Here is a 24,869-nt window from a genome sequence, read left to right on the forward strand (position 1 = left end):
ATTCAATCAATATTGACAAGACATTACCGCACGCGGAGCCTGAGGTCATGACGACGAGCACGGAAGACCTGGTCGACGCCCCGGCCGGGCTGCGGAACGTGGTGGTGACGACCACTCAGATCGGCGATGTGCGAGGCGATGAAGGCTTCTACCACTACCGTCAACACTCAGCCATCGACCTGGCGACGACGGCCACCTTCGAAGAGGTCTGGTTCCTCTTCGTCGAGGGCCGCCTCCCGTCGGAACCGGAGCTTGCGGCGTTCACCGAGGTCATCGCCGCGCGCCGGGAACTGCCCGAAGAGCTGGTCGAGCTGCTCCCGGCGATCGCGCTGGGCGGAGACAGGTTCGACCCGCTGGCCGGCCTGCGCACCGCGCTGTCCCTGCTCGGAGCCACCCGCGGACTGGCGAAACTCTGGGACGCCGACCCCCGGACGGCGAAGGACGACGCACTGACCGTGTGCGCGGTGACACCGACCATCCTCGCCGCCCTGTACCGGCACCGGGCGGGCAAGGAGCCGTTGGCGCCGTGCCCGGACCTGTCGACCGCGGCGAACCTGCTGTACCTGATCACCGGCGACACCCCGGACCCAGCCATGGCCCGCGCGGTGGAGCGCTACCTGATCGCCACGATCGACCACGGCTTCAACGCATCCACCTTCACCGCCAGGGTCGTTGCCTCGGCCGGCGCCGACGTGGTGGCCGCGGTGGCCGCCGCCATCGGCACGTTCTCCGGCCCGCTGCACGGCGGCGCCCCCGACCGAGCCCTCGACGCGCTGGACGCCATCGGAACCCCCGACCGCATCGACGACTGGGTGCGCGCCCAGGTGCTGGCCGGGGACCGCATCATGGGCTTCGGGCACGCCGTCTACCGCGTGGAGGACCCGCGAGCCCGGATGCTCCGGGAGATCGCCCAGCATATCGGCGGCGACCTGGTCGACTTCGCGGTCCAGGTCGAACAGCGCGTCACGACGATCCTGGCGGAGCTCAAACCCGGCCGGGAGCTACCGGTCAACGTCGAGTTCTACGCCGGAGTCGTGATGCAGCTGTGCGGCATCCCGCGCGAGATGTTCACCCCCACCTTCACGGTCAGCAGGGTGATCGGCTGGTGCGCGAACATCCTGGAGCAATCCGAGACAGGCAAGATCATCCGCCCGGCGGCGAGATATGTCGGGCCTGCTCTGTCTTTTGGGCCTGTTTCGCGCTCAAGATCCTAAAGAGGCCCCCTCCGGAGGCCGTCTTTAGGATTTTCGGCCTTCGGCCCAAGCGCGCGCTTGTTGTCACCTGGGGAGCCGCCCTGGTCGCTGGGTGGGTTGTTGCGGACATTCACTACGCCGGCCTTCGCCGGAACTCCTTCGGAGACTCGCGGAGCCGGCTTAGCTGTTGTCGGGTTGAGTTGGAGGGGGATGCGGTCGGGTTGGTTGCTTGACCCTTGTTAAACCACTCTAACGAGCGATCAAGAGTTAAAGCATCGATAGGGTCCGCGACCTTCTGCTCACTCTTTCGTTTGAGATCTTGGTGGGTCTGCACGCCGTAGGAGCGCGTGAGGTGTCCGCCGAAGTCAAGGAAAGGGTGCGGATGCTCAGCCAGCGTCACTCGGTGCGTCGTCGGATCGCGATGGTGGCGGGGGGTGTCATCGCACTGTCCACCTCGACCGCCACACTGCTCGCCACGCCGGCCTTCGCCGCTCCCGCGCCGGCCATGGTCCCCGGGACGCCGTGCACGGTGACGGCGAGAGCCTGCGTCGACCTGAAGGACCGCTACTCCTGGCTGATCCAGAACGGCAAGGTCGTCGGTGGCCGGGTCGACAGCAGCTCCGGTGGCGACGGCGAGGAGACGCCGATCGGCACGTACCACGTCCTGTCCAAGGACAAGGACCACAAGAGCCAGGAGTCGCGGCTGCCGAACGGGCAGCCCGCGCCGATGCCGTGGTCGGTGTTCTTCGCCCCCGGCGGCATCGCGTTCCACTCCGGTGACCCGGAGAAGGCATCAGCCGGATGCATCCACCTGCCGCCCGCCGAGGCCGAGCGGTGGTTCAACACGCTCAAGGTCGGCGACGAGGTGCAGGTCCGCGAGGGTGGCCACACCGACGACGGTGACAATGGCGACGACGGGGACGACGGCGATGACGACAACGGGGACGACGGGGACGACGGCGACCACTAGTGGTCGGCCGGCTCCGTCTCCGCTGAGGCGGACGCTCCACGACGGCTGAGCGATCTGCCCTCCGCCAAGGCGAGCAGGAACCCGAGTGCCGCCGCGCCGGTGGTCACCAGGAATGCCGACCGGACGCCGGCATGGTCCGGCGCCCGTCCGAGCACGAGGGTCAGTACGGCGATCGTGATGGCGCCGGACAGGTACTGCGACGTGGTCAGCAGGGCACCCGAGGTGCCCTGCTGACTCGTCGGCACGTCGTGCGTGCCGATGATGAACATCGACGTGTAGATCATGCCGTGGCCGAGCCCGCTGAGCAGCAGCCCCGGCAGCAGGTCGGCGGCGTACGAGCTGCCGTGCAGGGTGAGCGACAGCCACAGCAGACCGACGGTGGCGATGGCGAAACCGCAGGCCAGCACCGTGGCGGGGGAGAAGCGTCGGACCGCGCGTCCGGCCGTGGTGCTGCCGACGGTGACCAGCACGGCCAGCGGGAGGAACGCCCACCCGGCCCGCAGCGGCGAGTAGCCGTCGACCGACTGCACGAGCACGGTGAGCAGGTAGAACTCCGATCCGACGCTCGCCATGTACAGCGCGGTCGCCGCCGCGCCGACCCGCAGCGACCGGATGCCGCGCAGCCCGCGCTCGATCAGCACGGTGGACGAGACCGTCTCGTTCCGGAGGAAACCGGCCAACAGCGCGAGCGCGAGCACCAGACAGCCGAGCGTCGAGCCGGCGCCCCAGCCTTCGGTCGAGCCCAGGGTCAGGGCCAGTACCAGCGTGAGGACCGTCGTGGTGCCGAGCACCGAGGCGAGCATCGGGACCCGCCGAGAGTGCCCGGCGTCCACCGCCGAACCGACCCACAGCGCCGCGCCCAGCGCGCAGAGCAGCGTCAATGGCACGTTGATCATGAAGGTGAGCCGCCAGGACGCGGTGGTGAGCAGCCCGCCGAGGATCGCGCCCGCCGCGAGGCCGGACGCGCCGACCGATCCCCAGACCGCCACCGCCCTGCCTCGCGCGGGACCGGGCGGGAACGTGGTTCCGATCAGCCCCAGGACCGCCGGCTGGAGCATCGCCGCCGCGAGACCCTGCGCACCTCTCGCGGCCAGTAGCACCGTTCCGTCGCCCGCGAGCCCGCCGACCGCGCTGGCCAGGCCGAACGCGACGATGGCGGCGATGAACAGCCGTTTCGGCCCGACCCGGTCGGTCAGCCGTCCGCCGACGATCAGGAAACCGGCGAACAACACCGCGTAGGCGCTGATCACCCATTGTGCGAGCGCCGGCTCCAGGTGCAGATCGGCGCCGACGCTGGGCAGCGCGATGTAGATGATCGAGTAGTCGAGCGCGATGAGGAACTGGGCGACCGAGAGCACGGCCAGGACGGGCATGCCGTCATGATGGAACCTTCACACTAGTGTGAAGGGAAGGTCGGATCATGCGAATCGGAGAGCTGGCCGAGCGGACCGGCGTGCCGACCCGTCTGTTGCGCTACTACGAGGAACAGGGGCTGCTCACCCCGGACCGGGCCGCGAACGGCTACCGCGACTACTCGGAGAGTCTCCTCGACCGGGTCGCCCAGATTCGTGGGTTGCTCGATTCAGGGCTCCCCACGAAGATCATCAAGCAGATTCTGCCGTGTCTGGACAACCCGTGCACGATCCACGTCACGGACGCGACGCCCGAGCTGATCGCCGACCTTGAACACGAGCGGGACCAGATGACCGCCCGGATCAGCTGCCTGACCCGCAACCGTGACGCGATCAACCGCTACCTGGACGCGGTGACCAGACCGTGAGTGCGTAGGCCGCCTATAGGCGGCCTACGCACTCACGGTTGCGCGCTGGGGAACAGGACCGGCTTGGCCTGCGGCGACTCGAACAGCGCGTAGTGGTCGTGCGCGACTCCCGGGACCGTGATCTTGGTGTGCGGCGCGTTCGGGAACGCGGAGTGCATCACGTTGAAGTAGCGGGTGCCCCGGTCGAACCGGTTCTTGCCCTCCAGCATCGCGCCGCAGTCGGTGTCCAGCTCCTTGCTGCCGGTGTCCGCCTCGCCGAGCAGGATGGTGACGCGGCGGCTCACGTAGTTGGCGAGCAGCTGCTGGTCGGCGATCTTGGCCAGGTACGCCGGCTTCTCCTGAAGTCCGTACTTGTACTCGTCGTAGCCGCCGCACGGATTGGCCGGCACCACCGGCGGGATGCCCGTCGCGTTGGTCAGGTCCGGCCGTTGCGGGGTGAAGTACAGGTACGAGGACGGGTTGGCGACCACGTAGTCGATCGTGACCCCGGTCAGCGTCGAGGGTGCCTGGCCCGCCGCTGCGTAGCGCTGGGTGAACTGGCCACCGGCGGAATGCCCGACCACGGTGATGCGGCTCAGGTTGGGGAACTTGGACTTGTCCGCGAGCCTGGCCAGCAGCTCGTCCATCGCGGTGAACGAGCTCAGCCCGGCCGGCTTCTCCGAGTCGTTGCCGTCCTTCCAGGCGTCGCTGCTCCAGGTCGCCTCACCCTTGGCCGGGTTGTCGCTGTCGGTCTTGAACCAGGGGGCGGCGATCAGCGTGTGGTCCTCGGCGCCGGCCAGCTGCGCGGCCTTGGCCATCCCGGTGAGCGTCGAGACGGGGTTGCGGCCGTCGCCGTGCACGACCACGAGGGCATCGGTCAGGCCGGGTGCGCCGTCGAGCGGGTAGTTGCGGTACACCTCGAGCTTCGAGCCGGAGGCGAGGGCGAAGTCCTCGTGGCAGGACTTGGTCTCGGTGCACTGGTTCGGCGCGGCTCCGGGTAGCGGGGCGCTCCGGGTGCTCAGCTCGGCGTTGGGGACGACCGAGGGGCCGCAGGCGAGGGTGAGCGCGCTGAGCAGTGGTAGCAGCAACGCCGCGACCACCGTGCGTCTCTGACCTGGGCTCCTGCGCATGGTGCCGCCGACGTTACTCCGAACGGTGTTATACGTGGTGTCAGTGAGGCTGGTGTGTCGTTAAGAGTTGCCTGTGACTTGTTAAACAGCGCGCAGGTGCGGCGGTTTGCGTAGTGGGTGCTTACCACTCTCGTCGCTGATGATACGACCCTCGTGCAACCGGATTACCCGGTGGGCGTAACCGGCGGTCTCCTCGCTGTGTGTCGAGTAGACGATCGTGCGGCCGTTCTCGTTGAGCTGGGCGAACAGCTCCATGATCTCGCGGCTCGAGTCGGCGTCCAGGTCACCGGTCGGCTCGTCGTCCAGCAGGACCGGCGGGTCGTTGATCAACGCCCGGGCGATCAGTACCTTCTGGCGCTGCGCCTCGAACAGCTCGATCGGCATGTCGTCGTGGTGGCCGAACAGTCCCACGCGTTCGAGCGCGACCATGGCCCGCGCGCGGCGCACCCGTTTGCGGGTGTAGAGCATCGGCAGCTCGACGTTGCGCCGAACGTTGACGTCGGAGATCAGGCTGAACGACTGGAACACGAAGCCGATCTTGGTGCCGCGGAACTTGGTCCTTCGGCGCTTGGACATCCGCCCGACATCGGTGCCGTCGAGCAGGTACCTGCCCCCGCTGGGCACGTCCAGGCAGCTCAGGATGTTCATCAGGGTGCTGGTTCCGGAACCGGACGGTCCCATGACCGCGACCATCTCACCGTCGGCGATCGTCAGGTCGACGTCGTGCAGCGCGGCCACCGTCGCGCGCTCGGTCGTACGGTAGGCCTTGCTGACTCCCTGGAGTTCGATCATCAGCGTTGACTCCTCAGTCGTGCCTTAAGTGCGTTGACCACAAACCTTCACCGGCCCTCGACGCCCCAGCTTCCCGCTGGACGCACCGGCGAACGACCCGAGTACGCCCGGTACGAGGGCCGTTCGCCGGCACGCCCAGCGGAAATCTGGAACGCCGATCATCCGGCGAACGTTCGTGGTCAACGCACTCGCCATGCTATTGCCCGTTCACTGAGAACCCGACCCGATCTCGATCACCCGGTGTGGCGCCCCGCGACCACCGTGGCCCCCAGCTCCGCGCACTGGACGACGCGCGCGCTGAGCCCGCCGCGCAGGAACGACTCGGCGGTGCTCGGTGCCTGCGTGACGCTGGTCTCGATCAGCAGGTAGCCGCCGGGTGCCAGCCAGCGCACCGCATCCGAGGCCACCCGCCGCTGCACGTCGAGGCCGTCGGCGCCACCGTCCAGCGCGACCCGGGGCTCGTGCAGACGGGCCTCCGGCGGCATGAGCCGCATGGCATCCGTCGGCACGTACGGCGCATTGGCGACCAGGACATCGACCCGGCCCCGCAGGGCCGGGGGCAGCGGCTCGTACAGATCGCCCTGGAAGACCCGCCCATCGGGCAGGTTGCGGCGGGCGCAGCGCGCCGCCGACGGGTCGATGTCCGTGGCGTACAGCTCGATCGGGTCGAGGGCGGCGTGCAGGGCCTTACCGACCGCGCCGGAGCCGCAGCACAGGTCGACGACCACGGCCGGTCCGGTCGTGCTGAGGGTCGCATGCGCCGAGATCGCCTCGCGGACGAGCAGCTCGGTGCGTCTGCGCGGCACGAACACACCCGGCTCGACGAGGACCCGCAGCCCGCAGAAGTCGGCCCAGCCCAGCACGTACTCCAGCGGCAGGCCCGCGACGCGCCGGTCGACCATCGCGGCCAGGTCGGACGGCGTCCGCGCGGAGGAGGTGAGCAACCGCGCTTCGTCCTCGGCGAACACACAGCCGGCGGCGCGCAGTCTGGCGACGATCGTGGTGTCGGTGTGGGGGGAGACAGACATGGGAGGCCTTTCGATGATGCCCATCGGGCGCCCCCGCGTCGGCCCCTAAGCGGGGTCTGCCGACCGGTGTCGAGAGGGGAGCACCCGATCCGAACCAGCGGTAATGGGGCTCACCTCCTCCGTCGGTCCGAGTCCAGCAACTGAGGTAACCCTACCTCGCGCGAACGCATCGCCGCACGTCCCGAGGGGAGTGGACGCGCTTCGGGTCAGCGCATTCGATTTTTGCCTCCGGCATAAGAACGGTTTCGGCGTGCCTCACTTTTTGCAGCGGTTGCGAAAACAATGAAACGCCTGAAATGGTGGTGGAGCTGGGAGGGAGAAGTAGTGCTGCATGTTCTGATGCTGCTGGTCTGCGCGGTGGTGATCTATCTATCGTGTGAATGGTTCGTGAACTCCGTCGAATGGTTGGGTCTGCAGCTGAACGTCGGATCGATGGCGGTCGGCACCGTTCTCGCCGCCGTCGGCACCGCACTGCCGGAAAGCGTGGTGACGCTGGTCGCGGTCACCTTCGGTGGCGGGGAGCACGGCGCGGAGATCGGTGTCGGTGCGGCCATGGGCGGTCCGCTGGTCGTCGGCACCATCGCCTACGCGGCGGTCGGGGTGACGCTTCTGGTCACCCGGCGCAGGTCGTCCGGCAGTATTCCGCTCGCCGACGCGATGGCAGGCGGCGGCCGTTCGGAACGTCCCTCGGTGCTTCCGGCGCGCCCGCTCGGAATCCAGGGTGTGAACACCAGGCGACTGGCGCGCGACCAGACCTGGTTCCTCTCGATATTCGTGGTCAAGGTCGGTCTCGGCCTGGTGGCGTTTGCCATCAAGCCCTGGCTGGGACTGCTGTTCTTCGCTCTCTACGCGGTGTACTTCTGGCGTGAGCTGCGCGGCGGCAGCGAAGTGTCCGCCGCGGATCTCCCACCGCTGAAGCTGCAGCCGAAGCGCGCGACGCCGGCCAAGTGGGCCGTGTTCCTGCAGACCGGCTTCACGCTCGTCCTGATCTTCGAGGCCTCGCGGCTGTTCGTCCAGCAGCTCGAATGGGCCGGGCCCGCGCTCGGCATGTCACCGGTGGTGGTGGCGATGCTGCTGGCGCCGGTCGCCACGGAGCTGCCGGAGGTCATGAACGCCCTCATCTGGGTCCGCCAGGGCAAGACCCAGCTCGCCCTGGCGAACATCTCCGGCTCGATGATGATCCAGGCGACCATCCCGTCCGGCCTCGGCCTGCTCTTCACCCCGTGGCTGTTCGACACTCCCCTGGTACTCGCCGGAATCGCCACGATCGCGGCAATCGGATACCTGCTGATTCTGCTGCGCTTCAGTCGGCTGACCCCGATTAGGCTGGCGATTGCCGCCGGGTTCTATGTCGCTTTTGCGCTTGTTCTCGCATTATTCAGCTGAGCGGTGAATCCGTTCAGGACGTGCCCTCGTAGGCGGCCACGAGTGGGGCGATGTCCAGCTTGACCATGGTCAGCATCGTCTCCATCACACGCCGGGCCTTCTCTGGGTCCGGGTCGTGGTGCATGTCGATGAGCTGGGTGGGCACGACCTGCCAGGACACGCCGAACCGGTCCTTGAGCCAGCCGCAGGCACTCGCCTGGCCGCCGTCGATCAGCCGGGACCAGTAGTGGTCGACCTCGTCCTGGTCGGCGCACGGGATCTGGAACGACACGGCCTCGTTGAACGTGAACATGGGTCCCCCGTTGAGCGCCACGAACTTCTGCCCGTTGAGCTCGAACTCGACCGTGAGCACGGTGTCCGCCTCGCCCTGGCGCAGGACCCTGCCGACCGAGGAGTTCTTGAAGACGCTGACGTAGAAGCCGACCGCCTCTTCGGCCTGGGTGTCGAACCATAGGCACGTGGTGAACGCGGTGTCGGTCATGGGATTCCTCCTGAGATCGCCGTGAGCACATCGGTCGAGGTACTGACCCGGCCCGCGAGCGCAACTCATCGGGTTCGCCGCTATCACTGTCTGCCCGTGCTGGGTACAGTCCTGCTGTGGCCACCAGAATCCTGCAGGTCAGTGACTTGGCGGACGATTCGATTGCACGGCGCGCCATCGGTTCGGTCGTGACGAACCGCGCCTGTGCCGGCCTTTTCTTCGACTTCGACGGCGTATTGGCGAACATCCAGAACGATCCGGAGACGGTCGAGCCACTGCCGGAGATCCCGGCGCTTCTCGGCGATCTGGCAGTTGGGGTGGCCGTGGTCGCGGTGATCTCTTCCCGGCCGGCCGAATTCCTGTGGAAGCGCCTGGGGTCGGTGGAGAAGCTGACGATCCTCGGGCTCTACGGTCTGGAGCAGGCCGACCGCGGTGGCGACGTGACGGTGGTGCCTGAGGCCCGCGAGTGGCTGAACATCGTGCCGCTGATCGTGGCCGCGGCTCGCGACGAATTGTCCGGAAGTGTGTACATCGAGGACAAGAAGCTGTCGGTGGGTCTGCACTACCGGGCGGATCCCGGTAAACGGTCCGAGGTCGAGGACTGGGCGGTCTCGGCCCGGTCGAGATGGGGCGTCAAGGTGCAGCCCGGGCGTCTGGCCGTGGAGCTCAAGCCGGACCTGGGAGTCGACAAGGGAACCACACTGGAGAAGTGGTCCGCCGAACTGTCGAGCGTCTGGTACTGCGGGGACGACCTCGGAGATCTGCCCGCTTTCGACTATCTGACACGTCGAGCGGCAGCGGCCGGCAAGGACGACTTCTCGCCGCTGGCGGTCGGGGTGGGCAATGACACCGTCGTGCCGGAGGTCCAGGCGGCGGCGGACATCTTCGTCGAGTCACCGGACGTCCTCTGCCGCTTGTTGAGGCTGCTACGTGCAGAGTTGCGCTAGAGCTGCTTCGGGGGCTTCCGCTTGAAGTCGCAGACCCATTCCATCGCCGTGGCATCGTCGGGATCCGACTCCCGGCCCTGTGCGCTCGACTCGAACCCTGTTGATGCCCGGGGAAGGAATATGCGATACAGCACGCCGAAGTCGTTGGTGCCGTACTTCTCGAATTTCCGCCAGTCCGTCAGCTGGTCGACCGCCGCGGCGGTCGCGGCCGTGCAGGTGCCCGCGCACACGAATACTTTCTTCTTCTTCTCGACGGTGAGGCGGCAGACCACGAAGTAGTCTTCTATGTGGTCTTCTCCTTCGGTTCGGATGTAGTCGCGCGGGTAGACGCCCAGGGCTCGGATACCGCGGAGTGCTTTTCCGTCAGGATCGTTCCGGCGGATGAACTCAAAGAACCGCATGTCATCGGCGTTCTTGGGGCGATGCCGAAAGATGTGATGGGTGAGTAGATTGTAGATCGGGCCACCTATGAGGATGGTGCAGGTGTTCTCGCGCAGGCTCGCCGAGATCGCGTTCGAGTCGTAGGAGACCTCTCCGCCGGGAGTCACTCTCGTGTTCTGGCGGAATGAAGGGCTGTGCTCGATCGTCGAGAGTATCCGGTCCGCGCCCGAACGGGTGCCGAATATGGTGGTCAGGATCCAGGAGAAAGAGCCGCTGCGCATTAGAGCCGCGAACTCGAGGGCGTGCTTGTATTCCAGCTCGGTCATGGCGTCGCCATGAAAGCCTTCCTTGATCTCGGCTGTTCCTCGCGTTCCTCCCGGGTTGACCGCAATGGTCGACAGGAAGATCTTGATGCTGCTGCCGCCGCTGGCCACGCCGAAGAACCGACGGACCCCTCGACTCCGATATCCGGTGAGGATTGCCAGTGCGATGAAGCCGACGACGAACGCGGCGATGATGTTCGCTGCCACGTTGACCAGAAGATCGACGACGATGGATCCATCCTGAGTCAAGATGCACTCCGAACGCAGTAGCGGACGCGATCGCTGGGTGTTGACCTGGGATGAGTCGCCGACAAGGTGATCTATGTTACATGAGAAGTGGTGTTGCGTGGGTCGGATGAGTCAGGTGCGTTCCCGTCGTAGGACGACCGCGGTCGCGGCGAGGAACAGGTAGCCGGGGAAGCGGCCCGCCGGGATGAACGGGACCACGAGTGCCGACGGCAGCATCGGGGTGGCGAAGTTCAGCGCGGACAGCAGGCCCAGCGCGGCGATGACGAACCCCGCGACGGTCAGCCAGCCGGGCAGTCGCCCGGAGCGTCGCCCGGCGATGGCGGTGGTGCCGATCAGGACGGCCAGCGCGACGACGTGTCCAGGACCGCCGATCATGAACCCGAGGTGGTAGATCGCCGCGGCGAGCGCGGGCTGGTCGGCCAGCTCGGGCAGGGACAGGACGTTGAACAGCGCCGCGCCGACGAACAGGGCGCTCGCCGCGAGCGTGCCGGCGGCGACGAGCTGGGGCGCCGCACGGCCACCGAACGTCGCGGCCAGACCCGCGGTGAACACCACGAGCCCGACGGCCGCCACCGCCTGGCTCAGCTCGTTGATCGAGGTCACCACGTGGTGGCCGCTGAAGTAGGCCAGTACCTGGGCTGGGGTGCTGGTGGGGGTCGGATAGGTGCCGAACGTCGGCGCCAGCCCGGCGAGGAACACCACGACGAACCCGATGCCAGCCCTCAGTCGTGGGTCTGTGTCGGGTCGTGTGCTGCCTGGGGTCTCGATGACGGCCATCGGGCCAGCCTGCGCGCGGGCGGAGCTCGTGTCGTCGGTCCTGGGGAGTGTTCAGGGGTACCGCGCTCGGCGTAGCGGGGCTCAGCCCTTTCTGGGGTGCGGAGGGCTCGTGAGTGCTGAGGCCGCCTGTAGCCGGTCTACGCACTCACGACGGAAAAGCTGTCGTGAGTGCGTAGACCGGCTACGCCTTCGGCGCCGCTACGCGGTAGGCGGCCTCATCACTCACGAGGCTGGGCGCTTCAGGATTACTGCCAGGTCCATGGCCTGGCCCGCGCCCGTGCTGGGTGAGACGGTGCTGACCGCTTCCCAGCCGTCGCGGCCGAGATCGGTGAGGTCCTTCTCGATCTGCTCGTACTTGAAGCCCTTCCAACCGAACTTGTGGACGACCACCTTGTACTCCCACTGCGCGGCCATGCGTCGATCTCCCTCGTCGTCGGTTGCGAGCCGCAACGATACGAGCCGGTTCGTCTCGCGTCAAGACGATCCGTCTCGTCTGCGATATGCTTTCTCGATGACGCCGTCCACGCCCGATCCCACCCGGCGCAATGAGCATTCGCGTCGGGCGATCCTGGCGGCCGCCGTCGATCTGATCAGCGAGCTGGGCTACGAGCAGGTCTCGATCGAGGCGATCGCCCGTCGAGCGGGTGTCGGCAAGCAGACGATCTACCGGTGGTGGCCCTCGAAGGGCGCCGTCGCGCTCGAAGCACTCGACGACAGCCTCTCCTCGGTCGTCAGCTTCCCGGACTCCGACGACCTCGTCGAGGATCTGCGCACCCAGATGAAAGGGGTCACCCGGCTGCTCGGGTCGACCCAGGTCGGGCCCGTCTACCAGGGGCTGATCGCCGCCGCGCAGTCCGACCCCGCGCTGTCCCGCGCCCACCTGGACACGGTCATCGAACCGGCCATCGTGGCGTGCCGTGAGCGGCTCGCGCGCGCGAGGCAGCATGGTCAGCTGCGCGCCGACGCCGACGAGCAGGCGCTCATCGACATGCTCTACGGGGCGATCTACTACCGGCTGCTGCTGCACACCCGGCCGCTGGAGGAGGACCAGGTCGACGCTGTGCTGGACATCGCGGTCAAGGGGTTTCAGTAGTCCGCGAGGGTGATCGCGTGTGAGGCCTCGGCCAGCGCGTCCGGCCTCGACAGTGCACCTCCGTCCCGCGTGGCCAACGCCTGGTTCGCGGCGACGTACCCGGCCATTGCCCGCCGGTAGCCGTCGAACCCCGCGCGATGGTCGTCGGCGGTGCTCAGCTCGCCGGCCAGCACGTAGCCGCCGACCAGCGCGAGGCTCGTGCCCTGGCCGGACATCGGTGATGCGCAGTGCGCGGCGTCGCCGGCCAGCACGATCCGGCCCGCGGACCAGCTCGTCAGCTTGATCTGGCACATCTGGTCGAAGTAGAAGTCCGGCGCCCGCCACATCGCGTCCAGCAGCCGGGGCAGCTCCCAGCCGACCTCGGCGAAGTGTTCGGCGAGGAACTCCTTCTGCCGCTGGGTGTCCCGATGTCCGGGGGTGTCCGAGGTGGACCGGAAGTTGAGGATCGTCCGAGCCTCGGTGTTGTGCCGCGCGCTCATCACGACGACCAGGTGGTCCGGGGTTCGCAGGCCGGTCTGCCAGTGGTCGAGGTCCAGGAAGTTCTCCGAGCTGAAGATCGCGATGTGCCGGCCGAGCGGATGCGCGAACCGGTCCTCCGCTCCGAATGCGAGCGCCCGGACCTGCGAGTGCAGCCCGTCCGCGCCGACGACCAGGTCGAACCGGCGTGGTTGCGCGTGCTCGAAGGTGACGTCGACCCCGCTGTCGTCCTGCATCATCGCGGTGACCGAATCGCCGAACCGGAACTCGACGGTCCGCCCGATCGCCTCTGTCAGGATGCGGCTGAGGTCGTCCCGCATGAGCTCGACGTCGTCGTTGGCGATGACGCCGCCGGTCAGGGTCGTGCCGGTGTCGCGCATCAGCTCGCGGCCGGCCGCGTCCACCATGTTCATTCCCCGGATGGCGGTCCGCGCGCCCCGCACCTGGTCGAGTACCCCCATGCGCTCGACGACGCCCAGCGCCGACCCTCGGACGTCGATCGCCTGTCCACCGGCCCTCGGCGCCGGTGCGCGTTCCACCACCGTCACCCGCCACCCGTGCCTGGCCAGCCAGTACGCGGTGGACACACCGGCGATGCCGGCTCCGGACACCAGGACGTTTCCCGTTCTCATCTGTTCCTCCCCAAGGCCGATCAGTGGTCTCGAGACTGACTGTACGAATGTCTGAGACAAATGTGCAAGACGTTCGTCTCAAATGTGGGCTAGCATGCTCCGCATGGGAAACCGGGACGATCTGCTGGCCGGTGCACGGCGCTGCCTGTACTCGAAGGGCTACTCACGTACGACGGCGCGTGACATCGCGACGGAGGCAGGCACCAGCCTCGCGGCGATCGGCTACCACTTCGGTTCGGTTCAGGCGTTGCTCAGCGCCGCGATGGTCCAGACCATGAGTGAGCTCGCGGATTCGCAGCGGGACGGCAGGCGGCAGACCGAGGGGTCCCCGGTCGAGCGGCTGGCGGCAGTGCTGGCCGACACCATCGCGCACCACCTCGAGCACCGGCAGCTCTGGCTGGCGAGCCGGGAGGCGGCGGTCGCGGCTGAGCATTCTCCCGAGATTCGCGCGGAGCTGGTCAAAGGTCTCGGGCTCGGTCGTCGGGGGATGGCGGCCGAAGTGCTCGACGTCGACGAGGACACCGTCGACGAGGAGGCGGTGCGCACGGTCGGCGCGTTCGGCATGTGTCTCCTCGACGGCTTGAGGTACCAGCTACCGATCGAGGCCCAGGGTGCGCCGTCGGTGGAGGACGTGGTCGCCGGGATGCTCCGCGTGCTCGCACCGACGGGTGGGTCAGCCGGAGTCGAGCAGGTCGTCGGTGAGGGTGTCCAGTAGGTCGACAGGAATGCTCGCCCCCCTCAGCGCGCGATAGACGATCGGGCCGAGGAGGGCGTCGATCGTGGTGTCGGGGTCGAGCCTGAGCGAGATCTCCCCGGCCTGGACCCCGGCCGTGAGCATGTCGCGTTCCTGGGCGCGGCGTGGGTCGAGATAGCGCTCGTGGAAGCGCGCGGCCGTGGCAGGGTCGTGCTGCGCCTCGGCGAGCAGCGCGAGCAGAACCGCGCCGGCGGGGTCCTCGCCGACGAACCGGGCGAATCCGCGCAGGTAGCCCCGGATGCTGTCCGCCGTCGGGTGCTCCGTCGGGACGGGCAGTTTCTTGGTGCTGTCCTCGATCAACGTGTCGAGGAGGATGTCGACCTTCGAGGGCCACCAGCGGTAGATCGTCTGTTTGGCGACACCTGCCCGGCGAGCGATCGCCTCCACGGTCAGGGCGCCGAAACCCTGTTCGGCCAGCAGGTCGTCGGCGGCATGGAGTACCGCCAGGCGGGCGGCCTCGTCACGCCGGGGGCCGGAGCGCGTCCGGGGGCTCGCGGGCATGGGGGCACGATACCGGTCGTGGTCATTGTCTAGACGCAACGTCTAGTCTAGAGTTTGGTGGTCTCACACCGAAGGAGTCACTATGTCCGCCACTCGCGATCGCCACGCACTCGTCGTCGGAGCCTCCCGAGGTCTGGGCCTCGTACTGGTGGGCGAGCTCGTCCGCCGTGGCTGGCGGGTCACCGCCACGACACGCCGGAGCGGAGGCGAACTGCAGGCACTCGCCGACGCCTCACCCGGACGGCTGACGATCGAATCGCTGGAGATGACCAGCACCGAACAGCTGGCCGCCCTGCGCGCGCGCCTGACCGGCCGCACGCTCGACCTGGTGTTCGTCAACGCCGCGATCGACCGGGGCGACCTGCCGATCAGCGACGTCCCGACCGACATGTTCACCGAGGTGATGATCACCAACGCGCTGAGCCCGCTACGCGTCGTCGAGTCACTCCGCGACCTGGTCGTGCCGGGTGGAACGGTCGCGGTCATGTCCTCCGAGCAGGGCAGCATCGCGCGCAACGTCGAGGGCGGATTCGAGCTGTACAAGGCGAGCAAGGCGGCGCTCAACCAGCTGATGCGTAGCTACGCCACCCGCTGCGCCGAGGACGGCAGGACCAAGCTGCTGATCGACCCCGGCCACAACCGCACCCAGCTGGGTGGGCCCGACGCGCCGCTCACCGCGTGGGAGAGCATCCCGGCTGTCGTCGACGTCCTGGAGGCACAGGCGGGTGCTCCCGGCCTGCGCTTCCTGGACCGTCACGGCGAGCCGGTCCCGTGGTAGCGCCGGTTCAGCTCGCCGGTGGACCGGGCTTCATGATCACCACGGCGTGGTGGCAGATTTTCCGGCGCGAAACAGCCACCAGACCGTGGTGATCATGGCTAGACCCCTCGGGGGGCGTACATGATGATGGCGACGCCGACGAGGCACACGGCCGCGCCGACGACGTCGTAGCGGTCGGGGCGGTAGCCGTCGAGGACCATGCCCCACGCGAGGGAACCGGCCACGAACACCCCGCCGTACGCGGCGAGGATGCGGCCGAAGTTCGCGTCGGGCTGCAGGGTCGCGACGAAGCCGTAGAGGCCGAGCGCGACGATTCCGGCACCGATCCAGGCCAGACCGCGCTGTTCCCGGACGCCCTGCCAGACCAGCCACGCGCCGCCGATCTCGGCGACGGCGGCGAGGACGAAGAGTCCGATCGAACGCAGCACGGTCACAGCGGCACCCTAACCAGGGTTACCGTGGAGGCGACTGCGAGATGCGGGAGCCCGGTGATGGTCTTCGACATTCCGACGAGCTGCACCCTGCCCACGGCGGAACGCCCGATACGTGCGGCCGAGTTCGAGGCGTTGCTCCCGCGCGCGGTCGATGTGCGGCGCGACGGTCCCTGCCACGTCCGGTTGACCTTCGCCGGCGGTGACGCGGTGGCGGTGCGTGACCTGGCGGCGCGAGAGACCGCGTGCTGCTCGTTCTTCGAGTTCGTCGTCTCCGTCGAGACAGGCCGGGTCCTGCTCGATGTGACGGTGCCGGCGAGCCGGGTGGAGGTGCTCGACGGCATCGTCGTCCTCGCGGCCGCTAGCGAGCAGGATCGGCGCGGATAGCCGCGTAGAGAAGCATGTCGCGTCTGGTGCCGCCGATCTCCTGATGGCTGCGCAGCAGTCCTTCGCGCTGGTAGGAGGCTGTTTCCGCGGTACGGATCGAGCCGCTGTTCCACGGCTCGATGTACAGCTCGACCCGGTGCAGGGCGGGGATCGTCCACGCGAACGTGGTGAGCGCCCGCAACGCGTCGCCGGCCAGACCTCGTCCACGGTGCTCGTCCGAGATCGAGTAGCCGGCCGTGGCGCGACCCGAGGGCAGCTCACGAAGCCACAGCCCGATCGCGCCGACGGCCCTGTCGCTGCCGGCGTCGGCGATGGCGAAGGAGAACCCGGCGCCCTCGGCATGTCGTCGGAGTTGGCGCCGGACCCAGTCCAGCGCCTGCGCGTCCGACGGACGCTCCGGGAGGCTCCCGATGAGCGGGATGTAGGGGTCTTCGCCCAGCTCACGGGCCAGGTGAACGTCCTCGTCGGTGAACTTCCTGAGCAGGACCGGGCCGTGCGCGGGTGGCGTGGCCGGCCAGGCCGGCAGGTCTTCGGTCAACGGCGTGGTCTCCTCACGCGGTCAGGCCCGCGCTGGTCAGCCAGATGTGTTCACAGGTCGCCGACGCCTCCCGCAGTGTCTCGGGGGAATCCTGGGACGCGTGGTAGAAGGTTCGTTCGATCATCCAGCACAGGGCGCGGGCCATCGCCGGAGCCTGTGTCGGGTCGCCGCCGGTCTGGACGCCCGCCCGCTCCAGGACGCTGGTGATGGCGGAGATGAACAGGTCAGCCGTGTGGTCCCACAGCTCGCCGATCTCCGGCACGGTCAACGACAGATCGATCGCCGTGCGCATGACCAGGCCGTGCGCGCTCCACAGCTCGACCGTGCGCCGCATGGCCGCCGCGATGGCCTGGCGCGGCTCGTCGGCCTGTGCGGTGCTCCGGGATCGCTCCCACAGGTGCTCGACGGTCCGCGCGACGAGGGCCGTGACCACCTCCTGCTTCGAGCCGAAGTAGAAGTACAGGGCGCCTCGGGTGATGCCGGCGCCCTGGGCGACGTCGCCGACGGTCATGGCGTCGTAGCCCTTCCGCGCGAGCAGCGCCTCGCAGGTGTCCAGGATGGCTCGTTCCCGGACGTCGCCCTTGCGTTCGGTGCCGCGCCTGCTCCGCGCGGGCATCAGAGCTGTGCACCCTCGGCGAAGTCCGTGGTGCGGGAGAGCGCCTCCCACGCACAGATGTCCTGGTCGACGGCGGTGCGCGCGGTGGTGACCAACCGCAGTGCGTCGGAACCGAGGAGGAGGTGGGCGGGCGGGCGCTCGACCGACGTGATGTGCACGACGGCGTCGCCGGCCTTGACCGGATCGCCCAGCTGGTTGCCGCTGGCCTTCCGCCTCGCGTCGCGGATGGGGGCGAACAACTCGTCGTAGTCGTCGACGGTTCGTGCGGTGCGGGTCATGGACCGTCCCGCCCAGTCGGTGCGGAAGGAACCGGGCTCGATGGCCGTCACGTGGATACCGAACTGCGCGACCTCCTTGCCAAGCGCCTCGAGAATGCCCTCCAGTGCGAACTTGCTGCCGCAGTAGGCGGACATGCCGGGCACCGCCATGAGCCCGCCCATGGAGGTGACGGCCATCAGGTGCCCGCGCCGCCGTCGGCGCATGTGCGGCAGCGCCGCGCGCAGGGTCGCCACCGCGCCGAACACGTTGACCTCGAACTGCCGCCGCACCTCGTCCAGCGGGGTTTCCTCGAAGGTGCCCTCCAGGCCGTAGCCGGCGTTGGCGATGACGACGTCCAACGGGCCGACGCTGTTCTCCACCTCGGCGATGACGCTCGACACGGCGGCCTCGTCGGTCACGTCCAGGATGCGGCCGTGAGCGCCCTCGAACTCGTCGAACGCCGCCAGGTCCCGCTCCGAGCGGACCGTGCCGACGACGGTGTGCCCCGCGGTCAGCGCGGCCTCGGCGAACGCGCGCCCCAGGCCCGTGCTGACCCCGGTGATGAACCAGTTCTGCTTCTCCATGTCCCAAAATCTACACAGTGCAGATTTTTATTGCCACTGCGTTGATTCTAGTGTTGTAACGGTCACACCGTTTCGGCCGACCTTGTTGTTGTTCCCGTGCGAGGAGGGGCTGCCGTGACCACGTCAGACGAGACACAGGCCACTGGCCGGCCCAACCCTGAGGAGCCTCGGCGGCGCAGCCGGCTGTGGCGGATCCTCGGCGTCGTGGGGATCGTCGTGGTCAGCCTGGTCGTGGTCGCAGTCGTCTACGCCGTCAGCTACACCACCGACGATGCTGCTCAGGCGCAGCCAGGTGACTGCGCGAAGGTCAGCGCGACGACCTCCACCGACCAGACCGGGTACGAGAAGCGTGACTGCGCGGCCCCGGACGCGGGTGCCCGGGTCACCCATGTGTCGAAGAACGCGGCGGGGGCGTGCCCGGACCCCAGCCACTCCTCGATCTCGGTGGTGTCGAACTTCTCGCCGAGCTACACCGTCTGCTACGTCCCGAACTGGGTCGAGGGCGCCTGCTACGACGCGAGCGACCTACGCACCGCGTGCCCGGGCAGGTACCAGGTCGTGAAGGTCGTCCCGAGGGACAGCCCCGACGGCGCGGTGTGCGACACGTCGAGCTACCGGAGCTTTCCCGAGCCGGCGATGACCGTCTGCACCAATCCGTGACCCGGCATTGCGGCTAGGACAGGGCATGGTCCCGAAGCCAGGCCAGCACCTGCTCGGCGTGCTCGTTCGGGGGGAACACCGGATAGAACACGTGCTCGACCATGCCGTCGCGGACGACGAGGGTCAGCCGCCGGTACAGCATCAGCCCGCCCGCCTCGAACGTGGGCAGGCCGAGTTCGCGGGCCAGGCTCCGGTGCGGATCGGAGAGCATCTGGAACGGCAGGTGGAGCCGCTCGACGACCTCACGTTGGTAGTCGGTCTCCTGGCTGGACAGGCCGAACACGCGCCCGGCGCCGGCGGCGAGAAGATCCTGGTGGTGATCGCGGAAGCCGCAGGCCTCGGGAGTGCAGCCGCGCGCTCCGGGGATCGAGTCCCAGCCTTCTGGCAGGTCGACGCCGGGGCGTCCGGTGAGCGGGTACACGTAGATCACCGTGCGACCCGCGCCGAGCGCATCGAGGCGGACCATCGCGCCGTCGGTGCCGGACAGCTCCAGGTGCGGCAGCGTCGTTCCCGGCAGATGATCGGTCGCGTGGTCGTCCTCGGGGACGGGAAGGTCGGTGGGCAGGCTCGTGTAGTCGGTCATCGGGTCCTCTCCTCGGTCGGCCGGTGCGGCCTGGCTGCCGCGGTGAGCGGCCTGTCGCAGATGCGTGATCAACACCGCCCGGCGGGCGGTGAGTCCCTCGATCCGCTGGGTGAGCTCGTCGATCGCGTCCCGGTAGCCGGCCAGCGACGCCGGACAGTCGTCGGCGTGCCGATGACCGGCCGTCAGGCACTCCAGGAACGGCCGGGTGCGCTCGACCGGGATTCCGAGACCGCGCAGCACCCGGATCTCCCGGGTGAGCCGCACGTCGTGCTCGTCGTAGTCCCGGTAGCCGTTGGCCAGTCGTCCAGGTGCGATCAGCCCCAGCGACTCGTAGTAGCGCACCGCTTTTGTCGTCACACCCGCCCGACGGGCCACCTCACCGATCCGCATTCCGCTCACCTCGACGAACGCTAAACCTTGCCCCGTAGGGCAAAGTCAAGCCGAACGTGCCCCGAACCGCTGAGAGAAGAAGGAGTCGATGCCGGGATGACGGCAGGCATGCCCACCCAGGATGACGTGCTCGGGTACTTCGACACATTGTCGAACTGGGGGCGATGGGGTGACGACGACGAGCGCGGCACGCTGAACCACGTCACCGACGACGTCCGGGTGGCGGCGGCACGGGCCGTGCGCCACGGCAGGAGCGTGTCGTGCGCGTGGGAGGTCGCCGTGCCGGGGGAGATGGAACGGTCGACGACGACGTGTCCGTGCGCCGCCGAGATGCCGGGCGCCGAGAACATGCCGGCCGCGTTCCACAACGACCGGCGCTGGGGCTTCTCGTCCGAGCAGCTCGGCATCGCGTTCCACGGCAACACCATCACCCACGTCGACTCGCCGTGTCACATCTACTGGAACGGCTCGATGTACAACGGGCGGCCGCACTCACTGGTCGACCCCGCAACCGGGTCGGCGTGGGCAGCGGTCACGGCGGCGGCGAGCGGGATCGTCACGCGCGGTGTCCTGCTGGATGTGGCGAAGGTCCGCGACGTGCCGTGGCTGGAGCCGGGGGAGGGGGTGTTCCCCGCCGACCTCGAGGAGGCCGAGCGTCGCCAGGGCGTGCGGGTGCGTCCCGGCGATGCGGTGCTGCTGCGGACCGGTTTCGGTCGCGCCCGGCACGAGTCCGGCGTGACGCCCGGGTTCACGCAGGCCGGCTGGCACGCCGCCTGTCTACCGTGGCTGCACGAACGGGGGGTCGCGCTGATCGGCGCCGACACGCCCTCCGACGTCCAGCCGTCGGGATACCAGGACGTGCTGATGCCGGTCCACGCGGTGGGTCTGGTCGCGATGGGTCTGTGGCTGCTCGACAACTGTGACCTGGAGGCGTGCGCGAGGACGGCCGTCGAGCTGGGCCAGTGGGACTTCCACCTCGCGGTCGCGCCGGTCCGCTTCGCCGGGACGTCCGGCAGCCCGGTCAACCCGATCGCCACGTTCTGACGCGACCGCCCGCCGTCACGCGCTGTCGTACGCGGTGGGCAGCGCGACGGGCGCCCACTCGTCCATGGAGTCGAGGAACGCGGCGAACTTGGTCCGGGCGAGCCCGTAGGCCCGCTCCCCGAGAGGGAGGTGCAGCGGGGGTTTCTCGGCGTCCACGGCCCGCAGGATGACGGCGACCGCCTTGTGCGGGTCGCCGGGCTGCCTGCCGTCGTTGTCGACCCGATACCTCCGCCGGGCCCCCACGGTGTCGGAGTACTCCGGTATCTCGGCGGCCGCGATCCGCATGGACCTTCCGAGGAACTCGGTGCGGAACGGGCCGGGCTCGACGATGGTCGTCGCGATCCCGAAGGGCGCGACCTCCTGGGCGAGCGCTTCGGACAACCCTTCCACGGCGAACTTCGTCGCGTTGTAGTAGCCGTCGCCCGCGATCCCGGCGATTCCGGCGCCGGACGACATCATGACGATCCGCCCGCCGCCGGTCTTCCTCAGGTAGGGAAGGACCGCCCGGGTCGTCTCGATCAGCCCGAACACGTTGGTCTCGAACAGCGGGCGATACTCCGAGGGCGTCGCTTCCTCGATCGCACCCATCATGCCGTGACCGGCGTTGTTCACCAGGACGTCGATCCGGCCGAACTCGCGCTCGGCCAGAGCGGCGGCGGCAGCGGCGTCGCCGTCCCGGGTGACGTCGAGCGTCGTGGCCCGGCACGTGTCCGGGTACCGCGCGACGAGATCGCCCAGCGACCGAGGGTCGCGGGCCGTGGCGACGACCTGATCACCTCGGGCCAGCACCGCTTCGGCGAGAATCAGACCGAGTCCCCCGGAACAGCCTGTGATGAGCCACGTCGACGGCATCTTCCTACCTCCTCGGGATGGGTGTCCGCCCAGTGCCGAGCCGTGTTCGAACCTGGCCTGGCGGACCTTCGCACTCGACGCTAGCGGCGCCGGACCGTCGCATCGGTGGCCGCGCTGCACCCACCCGGCAACCCTGATTCAGTGCTAGTCGGCGACCGAGGGACAGCCAGGGCGCGAGGTCGGCTTCGGGCTGGACCGCGCGCTCAGATCGAGATGACCTCGGCGGTCCGGAGACCCAGATGGGATATGTCTTCGGCGAGCCTGACGTAGCTCAGCTGGGCATCGGCAGCTGCCTTCGCACTCCGCATCCGGCAGGCGTCGACGACCTGCCGGTAGCTGTTGGCCAGAGTCTGCATGTCAGCGGGGTGGTGCTGGAGCATCCAGTGGTAGCCGATTCGCTGGCTGCGCTCGGATGCGACCTCCAGCTCGATCATCAGGGACATCTCGATCGGGGTGAGGACGGGAGCGAGGAAGTCGGTGAAGACTTGCCGCTCGACGCCGTGGGCGTGGTCGTCCAACCACTCGACGACGGTGAACCCCTTCATGACGGCCTCGAGGCCGGTGAATCCTTCGACTGGTGACACGGTGGCCGCACGGGCGAACGCATCCGGTTGCAACGCTCGCCGAAGAGTGAACACGCGGTCCAGCTGCCGGGGGTTGACCTCAGTCACGACCAGGTGGTTCATCCCGCCGAGACTGACCAGTCCGTCTTGCTCCAGCGTCCGAAAGACCCGGCCCAGTTGTGCCGGTGACAAGTTCAACTCGTCGGCAAGTGGTCGAAGGTCGATGTGTTCGCCTGGCAGGCGTCTGCCAGCCAAAATGTCGGCCCTGGTCTGCTCGACGAAGGTCTTCAGAGCGCGCGAGGACTCCATCGAGTAGAGACGCGCACGATCGGGCACCCAAATCACGCTACTTGATGCATCACATGACGCAACGTGCGGAAGTTGACGTGTCATCGATCCAGCGAGGCTCTCGCGGTAACGCCTCTTTGCCTCTGACATGACGAAGGCCCAGGGCAGTCGCTCTGTTTCTGAGCTTCTGACCTGGGCCTTTAACCCTGTCGGGGTGGCGGGATTCGAACCCACGACCTCTTCGTCCCGAACGAAGCGCGCTACCAAGCTGCGCCACACCCCGATGGCCTTGCGGCCTGTGCATGAGTCTAGCGGACGTCCGCGGCGGCCGATGACACGGCTCTCCCATGTCCGTTGTGGCTGGCAGCGGGCTTGACCGGACGAGGGACGAGAGTCAGCAGGCTCGCCTCCGGCGGACAGGCGAAACGGACCGGCGCGTACGGCGAGGTGCCCAGTCCGGCCGACACGTGCAGCCAGGTGTGCGAGCCCCAGCGCGACGCCCCTCGCGCGCGAGAGCGGTCTAGCCCGCAGTTGGTGACGAGCGCGCCGTAGCCGGGCACCCGGAGCTGGCCACCGTGCGTGTGGCCGGCCATGATCAGGTCGTACTCGTCGTCGGCGAAGGCGTCCAGCACGCGGGGCTCCGGCGAGTGGGTCAGGCCGAGCCGCAGTGCGACCGGTGCCGTGACCGGGCCGGAGATCCGGTCGTAGTGGTCGCGGCGGATGTGCGGGTCGTCGACCCCGGCGACGGCGACCGGCTGGCCCGCCACGTCCATGATCAGGCGCTGATGGGTGGCGTCCTGCCAGCCGCGTTCCAGCATCGCCGCGCGCAGGTCGCGCCAGGGCAGCTTCGCGCCCTTGACCCATGTGCGGTTGCGCTTCTTACGCAGGTACATGGCCGGGTTCTTCGGGGTCGGTCCGTAGTAGTCGTTGCTGCCGAACACGAACAGCCCGGGCAGTCCCAGCAGCGGTTCCAGCGCGCGCAGCACACCGGGCACGGCCTTCGGGTGCGCGAGGTTGTCGCCGGTGTTGACCACGAGGTCCGGCGCCAGGTCGGCCAGCCCGGCGACCCAGCGCTGCTTGCTCTTCTGGTCGGGCATCATGTGCAGGTCGGAGATGTGCAGCACCCGCAGACTCGACCGGCCCTCGGGTAACACCGGTAGCGTCGCGGTGCGCAGCGTCCAGTGGCGGCGTTCGATCAGCGCCGCGTATCCCGTGGTGGCGAGGCCGAGCCCGACCGCGCCGACAGTGCCTCGAACCAGACCGTGCAACAGCGTGCTCACGCCGACCAGCCTACGGACAGCCACACATTCGTTATCAGTAAGCTCGATCGTCATGGGTCTGAAAGCTCAGCTGCGTGACGATTTGACCGCCGCGATCAAGGGTCGCGACGAGTTGACCAAGGGCACCCTCCGGATGACGTTGAGTGCGATCACCTCCGCCGAGGTCGCCGGTGATGTCGCACGCGAGCTCGACGAGGACGAAGTGCTGAAGGTGCTGGCCAAGGAGGCCAAGAAGCGCGCCGAGTCCGCCGAGGCGTTCGACGCCGCCGGCCGTCAGGAACTCGCCGACAAGGAGCGCGCCGAGGCCGAGGTCCTGGCTCGCTACCTTCCGACGCAGCTGTCCGACGCCGAGGTGGACGCGATCGCCGAGCAGGCCGTCGCCACGGTCGCCGAGGAGAGCGGCGCCGCTCCGGGGCCTCGGCAGATGGGCCAGGTCATGAAGGTCGCCTCCGCCGCGGCCGCCGGTCGCGCCGAGGGTTCCCGCGTCGCCGCCGCCGTCAAGTCCCGGCTCGTTTCCTAGGGCCTGTTCCGCGCGGAGTTCTTCTGGGACCACCCCGGCTCGCTATCGCTCGCTGGGGTGCTCCCAGAAAAACAAGCTCCTTCGTCGCCGAGCGCGCGCTTGTGCCCACCTTGGGAGCCGCCCTGGTAGCCGGGGAGGTTGGTTGCGGACATTCACTCCGCCGGCCTTCGCCGGAACTCCTTCGGAGACTCGCGGAGCCGGCTTTGCTGTTGCTCGTTGCGGTG

At 68.4% G+C, this 24,869-nt stretch carries 30 protein-coding genes and 1 tRNA gene; 12 read left to right on the plus strand and 19 right to left on the minus strand.

Annotated elements, in window-relative coordinates; all coding sequences use genetic code 11:
* Nucleotides 1-47 precede the first annotated feature (47 nt).
* Both G406_RS0112595 and G406_RS46500 read left to right on the plus strand, forming a co-directional pair.
* Nucleotides 48-1,214 (plus strand): citrate/2-methylcitrate synthase, encoded by a 1,167-nt coding sequence (locus G406_RS0112595; protein ID WP_028934110.1) that lies wholly within the window; start codon nt 48-50, stop codon nt 1,212-1,214.
* 331 nt (nt 1,215-1,545) lie between these two features.
* Nucleotides 1,546-2,163: a L,D-transpeptidase gene (locus tag G406_RS46500; RefSeq protein ID WP_245607095.1), complete on the plus strand. Its 618-nt coding sequence runs from the start codon at nt 1,546-1,548 to the stop codon at nt 2,161-2,163.
* On the opposite strand, the gene G406_RS0112605 is transcribed toward G406_RS46500, so the two are convergent.
* Entirely contained in the window at nt 2,160-3,536 is a 1,377-nt protein-coding gene (locus tag G406_RS0112605; protein WP_028934111.1) for an MFS transporter, read from the minus strand. The genes G406_RS46500 and G406_RS0112605 overlap by 4 nt on opposite strands.
* Nucleotides 3,537-3,583: 47 nt before the next feature.
* On the opposite strand from G406_RS0112605, the gene G406_RS0112610 reads away from it, so the two are divergent.
* Nucleotides 3,584-3,943, plus strand: coding sequence for a MerR family transcriptional regulator (locus tag G406_RS0112610; protein WP_028934112.1), 360 nt, complete (start codon nt 3,584-3,586; stop codon nt 3,941-3,943).
* 32 nt (nt 3,944-3,975) lie between these two features.
* Here the strand turns inward: G406_RS0112610 and G406_RS46505 are convergent, their stop codons facing one another.
* The 3 genes from G406_RS46505 to G406_RS0112625 all read right to left on the minus strand — a co-directional run bounded on the left by G406_RS46505 (nt 3,976) and on the right by G406_RS0112625 (nt 6,872).
* On the minus strand, nt 3,976-5,052 hold the full coding sequence (locus G406_RS46505; protein ID WP_156934821.1) for an alpha/beta hydrolase family protein: 1,077 nt from the start codon (nt 5,050-5,052) through the stop codon (nt 3,976-3,978).
* Between the two features lie 81 nt (nt 5,053-5,133).
* Nucleotides 5,134-5,844 (minus strand): ABC transporter ATP-binding protein, encoded by a 711-nt coding sequence (locus tag G406_RS0112620; protein ID WP_028934113.1) that lies wholly within the window; start codon nt 5,842-5,844, stop codon nt 5,134-5,136.
* A gap of 233 nt (nt 5,845-6,077) precedes the next feature.
* Nucleotides 6,078-6,872 carry a putative protein N(5)-glutamine methyltransferase gene (locus G406_RS0112625; protein ID WP_028934114.1) on the minus strand — a complete coding sequence of 265 codons (795 nt, stop codon included), beginning with the start codon at nt 6,870-6,872 and terminating at the stop codon, nt 6,078-6,080.
* A 324-nt stretch (nt 6,873-7,196) separates the two neighbouring features.
* Between G406_RS0112625 and G406_RS0112630 the strand changes: the two genes are divergently transcribed.
* Nucleotides 7,197-8,258: a sodium:calcium antiporter gene (locus G406_RS0112630; protein WP_028934115.1), complete on the plus strand. Its 1,062-nt coding sequence runs from the start codon at nt 7,197-7,199 to the stop codon at nt 8,256-8,258.
* Between the two features lie 13 nt (nt 8,259-8,271).
* Here G406_RS0112630 and G406_RS0112635 read toward each other — a convergent pair whose 3' ends face one another.
* Nucleotides 8,272-8,739, minus strand: a complete 468-nt coding sequence (locus tag G406_RS0112635) for a VOC family protein (RefSeq protein ID WP_028934116.1) — start codon at nt 8,737-8,739, stop codon at nt 8,272-8,274.
* Between the two features lie 116 nt (nt 8,740-8,855).
* Here G406_RS0112635 and otsB point away from each other — a divergent pair, with 116 nt between their 5' ends.
* Nucleotides 8,856-9,686 carry a trehalose-phosphatase gene (gene otsB / locus G406_RS0112640; RefSeq protein ID WP_028934117.1) on the plus strand — a complete coding sequence of 277 codons (831 nt, stop codon included), beginning with the start codon at nt 8,856-8,858 and terminating at the stop codon, nt 9,684-9,686.
* On the opposite strand, the gene G406_RS0112645 is transcribed toward otsB, so the two are convergent.
* The 3 genes from G406_RS0112645 to G406_RS0112655 all read right to left on the minus strand — a co-directional run bounded on the left by G406_RS0112645 (nt 9,683) and on the right by G406_RS0112655 (nt 11,830).
* A complete protein-coding gene (locus G406_RS0112645; RefSeq protein ID WP_156934822.1) occupies nt 9,683-10,639 on the minus strand; it encodes a hypothetical protein in 957 nt (318 codons plus the stop codon). The two genes, otsB and G406_RS0112645, sit on opposite strands and share 4 nt — an antisense overlap.
* Before the next feature lie 111 nt (nt 10,640-10,750).
* Nucleotides 10,751-11,416: a hypothetical protein gene (locus G406_RS53915; protein ID WP_051342006.1), complete on the minus strand. Its 666-nt coding sequence runs from the start codon at nt 11,414-11,416 to the stop codon at nt 10,751-10,753.
* A 222-nt stretch (nt 11,417-11,638) separates the two neighbouring features.
* Nucleotides 11,639-11,830: a DUF4177 domain-containing protein gene (locus G406_RS0112655; RefSeq protein ID WP_028934119.1), complete on the minus strand. Its 192-nt coding sequence runs from the start codon at nt 11,828-11,830 to the stop codon at nt 11,639-11,641.
* A gap of 97 nt (nt 11,831-11,927) precedes the next feature.
* Here G406_RS0112655 and G406_RS0112660 point away from each other — a divergent pair, with 97 nt between their 5' ends.
* The gene (locus G406_RS0112660; protein ID WP_028934120.1) at nt 11,928-12,509 is read left to right on the plus strand and encodes a TetR/AcrR family transcriptional regulator; all 582 of its coding nucleotides are present in this window, start codon (nt 11,928-11,930) and stop codon (nt 12,507-12,509) included.
* Here the strand turns inward: G406_RS0112660 and G406_RS0112665 are convergent.
* A complete protein-coding gene (locus G406_RS0112665; protein WP_028934121.1) occupies nt 12,503-13,618 on the minus strand; it encodes an FAD-dependent oxidoreductase in 1,116 nt (371 codons plus the stop codon). The two genes, G406_RS0112660 and G406_RS0112665, sit on opposite strands and share 7 nt — an antisense overlap.
* A 103-nt stretch (nt 13,619-13,721) precedes the next feature.
* On the opposite strand from G406_RS0112665, the gene G406_RS0112670 reads away from it, so the two are divergent.
* On the plus strand, nt 13,722-14,333 hold the full coding sequence (locus G406_RS0112670; RefSeq protein WP_028934122.1) for a TetR/AcrR family transcriptional regulator: 612 nt from the start codon (nt 13,722-13,724) through the stop codon (nt 14,331-14,333).
* Here G406_RS0112670 and G406_RS0112675 read toward each other — a convergent pair.
* Nucleotides 14,292-14,873 carry a TetR/AcrR family transcriptional regulator gene (locus tag G406_RS0112675; RefSeq protein WP_028934123.1) on the minus strand — a complete coding sequence of 194 codons (582 nt, stop codon included), beginning with the start codon at nt 14,871-14,873 and terminating at the stop codon, nt 14,292-14,294. The genes G406_RS0112670 and G406_RS0112675 overlap by 42 nt on opposite strands.
* An 82-nt stretch (nt 14,874-14,955) precedes the next feature.
* Between G406_RS0112675 and G406_RS0112680 the strand changes: the two genes are divergently transcribed.
* Nucleotides 14,956-15,651 (plus strand): SDR family NAD(P)-dependent oxidoreductase, encoded by a 696-nt coding sequence (locus G406_RS0112680; protein WP_028934124.1) that lies wholly within the window; start codon nt 14,956-14,958, stop codon nt 15,649-15,651.
* A gap of 98 nt (nt 15,652-15,749) precedes the next feature.
* Here G406_RS0112680 and G406_RS0112685 read toward each other — a convergent pair whose 3' ends face one another.
* Nucleotides 15,750-16,085 carry a YnfA family protein gene (locus G406_RS0112685; protein WP_028934125.1) on the minus strand — a complete coding sequence of 112 codons (336 nt, stop codon included), beginning with the start codon at nt 16,083-16,085 and terminating at the stop codon, nt 15,750-15,752.
* 57 nt (nt 16,086-16,142) lie between these two features.
* On the opposite strand from G406_RS0112685, the gene G406_RS0112690 reads away from it, so the two are divergent.
* The gene (locus tag G406_RS0112690) at nt 16,143-16,469 is read left to right on the plus strand and encodes a hypothetical protein (protein ID WP_028934126.1); all 327 of its coding nucleotides are present in this window, start codon (nt 16,143-16,145) and stop codon (nt 16,467-16,469) included.
* Here G406_RS0112690 and G406_RS0112695 read toward each other — a convergent pair.
* Genes G406_RS0112695 through G406_RS0112705 form a run of 3 tightly spaced genes read right to left on the minus strand, consistent with a single transcriptional unit; the run spans nt 16,444 to nt 18,465 of the window.
* On the minus strand, nt 16,444-17,007 hold the full coding sequence (locus tag G406_RS0112695; protein WP_028934127.1) for a GNAT family N-acetyltransferase: 564 nt from the start codon (nt 17,005-17,007) through the stop codon (nt 16,444-16,446). The genes G406_RS0112690 and G406_RS0112695 overlap by 26 nt on opposite strands.
* A 13-nt stretch (nt 17,008-17,020) precedes the next feature.
* Complete coding sequence (locus G406_RS0112700; RefSeq protein ID WP_028934128.1) at nt 17,021-17,623, minus strand: TetR/AcrR family transcriptional regulator; 603 nt, start codon at nt 17,621-17,623, stop codon at nt 17,021-17,023.
* Entirely contained in the window at nt 17,623-18,465 is an 843-nt protein-coding gene (locus tag G406_RS0112705; RefSeq protein WP_028934129.1) for an oxidoreductase, read from the minus strand. The genes G406_RS0112700 and G406_RS0112705 overlap by 1 nt, the downstream gene beginning before the upstream one ends.
* 114 nt (nt 18,466-18,579) lie before the next feature.
* Between G406_RS0112705 and G406_RS0112710 the strand changes: the two genes are divergently transcribed.
* Complete coding sequence (locus G406_RS0112710) at nt 18,580-19,125, plus strand: LppU/SCO3897 family protein (RefSeq protein WP_156934823.1); 546 nt, start codon at nt 18,580-18,582, stop codon at nt 19,123-19,125.
* Between the two features lie 13 nt (nt 19,126-19,138).
* Here the strand turns inward: G406_RS0112710 and G406_RS0112715 are convergent, their stop codons facing one another.
* On the minus strand, nt 19,139-20,098 hold the full coding sequence (locus tag G406_RS0112715; protein ID WP_028934131.1) for a MerR family transcriptional regulator: 960 nt from the start codon (nt 20,096-20,098) through the stop codon (nt 19,139-19,141).
* Between the two features lie 96 nt (nt 20,099-20,194).
* On the opposite strand from G406_RS0112715, the gene G406_RS0112720 reads away from it, so the two are divergent.
* A complete protein-coding gene (locus tag G406_RS0112720; RefSeq protein WP_245607096.1) occupies nt 20,195-21,142 on the plus strand; it encodes a cyclase family protein in 948 nt (315 codons plus the stop codon).
* Between the two features lie 15 nt (nt 21,143-21,157).
* On the opposite strand, the gene G406_RS0112725 is transcribed toward G406_RS0112720, so the two are convergent.
* The 4 genes from G406_RS0112725 to G406_RS0112740 form a co-directional block, all read right to left on the minus strand.
* A complete protein-coding gene (locus tag G406_RS0112725) occupies nt 21,158-21,994 on the minus strand; it encodes an oxidoreductase (RefSeq protein ID WP_028934133.1) in 837 nt (278 codons plus the stop codon).
* Nucleotides 21,995-22,197: 203 nt separating this feature from the next.
* The gene (locus G406_RS0112730) at nt 22,198-22,893 is read right to left on the minus strand and encodes a GntR family transcriptional regulator (protein WP_156934824.1); all 696 of its coding nucleotides are present in this window, start codon (nt 22,891-22,893) and stop codon (nt 22,198-22,200) included.
* A 161-nt stretch (nt 22,894-23,054) separates the two neighbouring features.
* A tRNA-Pro gene (locus G406_RS0112735) sits at nt 23,055-23,128 on the minus strand.
* Between the two features lie 25 nt (nt 23,129-23,153).
* Entirely contained in the window at nt 23,154-24,113 is a 960-nt protein-coding gene (locus G406_RS0112740; protein WP_425414589.1) for a metallophosphoesterase, read from the minus strand.
* A gap of 64 nt (nt 24,114-24,177) precedes the next feature.
* Between G406_RS0112740 and G406_RS0112745 the strand changes: the two genes are divergently transcribed.
* Nucleotides 24,178-24,645 (plus strand): GatB/YqeY domain-containing protein, encoded by a 468-nt coding sequence (locus G406_RS0112745; RefSeq protein ID WP_037076302.1) that lies wholly within the window; start codon nt 24,178-24,180, stop codon nt 24,643-24,645.
* The last annotated feature ends 224 nt before the right edge of the window (nt 24,646-24,869 follow it).

The organism is Actinospineispora spinosispora DSM 44797 (genome assembly GCF_000429025.1).
In the GTDB taxonomy this organism is placed as follows: Bacteria; Actinomycetota; Actinomycetes; order Mycobacteriales; family Pseudonocardiaceae; genus Pseudonocardia; species Pseudonocardia spinosispora.

Coding starts and splice junctions, on each gene's coding strand:
- G406_RS0112595 (WP_028934110.1), top strand. CDS start 48: ATGACGACGAGCACGGAAGACCTGGTCGACGCCCCGGCCGGGCTGCGG.
- G406_RS0112605 (WP_028934111.1), bottom strand. CDS start 3,536: ATGCCCGTCCTGGCCGTGCTCTCGGTCGCCCAGTTCCTCATCGCGCTC.
- G406_RS0112610 (WP_028934112.1), top strand. CDS start 3,584: ATGCGAATCGGAGAGCTGGCCGAGCGGACCGGCGTGCCGACCCGTCTG.
- G406_RS46505 (WP_156934821.1), bottom strand. CDS start 5,052: ATGCGCAGGAGCCCAGGTCAGAGACGCACGGTGGTCGCGGCGTTGCTG.
- G406_RS0112620 (WP_028934113.1), bottom strand. CDS start 5,844: ATGATCGAACTCCAGGGAGTCAGCAAGGCCTACCGTACGACCGAGCGC.
- G406_RS0112625 (WP_028934114.1), bottom strand. CDS start 6,872: ATGTCTGTCTCCCCCCACACCGACACCACGATCGTCGCCAGACTGCGC.
- G406_RS0112635 (WP_028934116.1), bottom strand. CDS start 8,739: ATGACCGACACCGCGTTCACCACGTGCCTATGGTTCGACACCCAGGCC.
- G406_RS53915 (WP_051342006.1), bottom strand. CDS start 11,416: ATGGCCGTCATCGAGACCCCAGGCAGCACACGACCCGACACAGACCCA.
- G406_RS0112655 (WP_028934119.1), bottom strand. CDS start 11,830: ATGGCCGCGCAGTGGGAGTACAAGGTGGTCGTCCACAAGTTCGGTTGG.
- G406_RS0112660 (WP_028934120.1), top strand. CDS start 11,928: ATGACGCCGTCCACGCCCGATCCCACCCGGCGCAATGAGCATTCGCGT.
- G406_RS0112665 (WP_028934121.1), bottom strand. CDS start 13,618: ATGAGAACGGGAAACGTCCTGGTGTCCGGAGCCGGCATCGCCGGTGTG.
- G406_RS0112670 (WP_028934122.1), top strand. CDS start 13,722: ATGGGAAACCGGGACGATCTGCTGGCCGGTGCACGGCGCTGCCTGTAC.
- G406_RS0112675 (WP_028934123.1), bottom strand. CDS start 14,873: ATGCCCGCGAGCCCCCGGACGCGCTCCGGCCCCCGGCGTGACGAGGCC.
- G406_RS0112680 (WP_028934124.1), top strand. CDS start 14,956: ATGTCCGCCACTCGCGATCGCCACGCACTCGTCGTCGGAGCCTCCCGA.
- G406_RS0112690 (WP_028934126.1), top strand. CDS start 16,143: ATGGTCTTCGACATTCCGACGAGCTGCACCCTGCCCACGGCGGAACGC.
- G406_RS0112700 (WP_028934128.1), bottom strand. CDS start 17,623: ATGCCCGCGCGGAGCAGGCGCGGCACCGAACGCAAGGGCGACGTCCGG.
- G406_RS0112705 (WP_028934129.1), bottom strand. CDS start 18,465: ATGGAGAAGCAGAACTGGTTCATCACCGGGGTCAGCACGGGCCTGGGG.
- G406_RS0112715 (WP_028934131.1), bottom strand. CDS start 20,098: ATGCGGATCGGTGAGGTGGCCCGTCGGGCGGGTGTGACGACAAAAGCG.
- G406_RS0112720 (WP_245607096.1), top strand. CDS start 20,195: ATGACGGCAGGCATGCCCACCCAGGATGACGTGCTCGGGTACTTCGAC.
- G406_RS0112725 (WP_028934133.1), bottom strand. CDS start 21,994: ATGCCGTCGACGTGGCTCATCACAGGCTGTTCCGGGGGACTCGGTCTG.
- G406_RS0112745 (WP_037076302.1), top strand. CDS start 24,178: ATGGGTCTGAAAGCTCAGCTGCGTGACGATTTGACCGCCGCGATCAAG.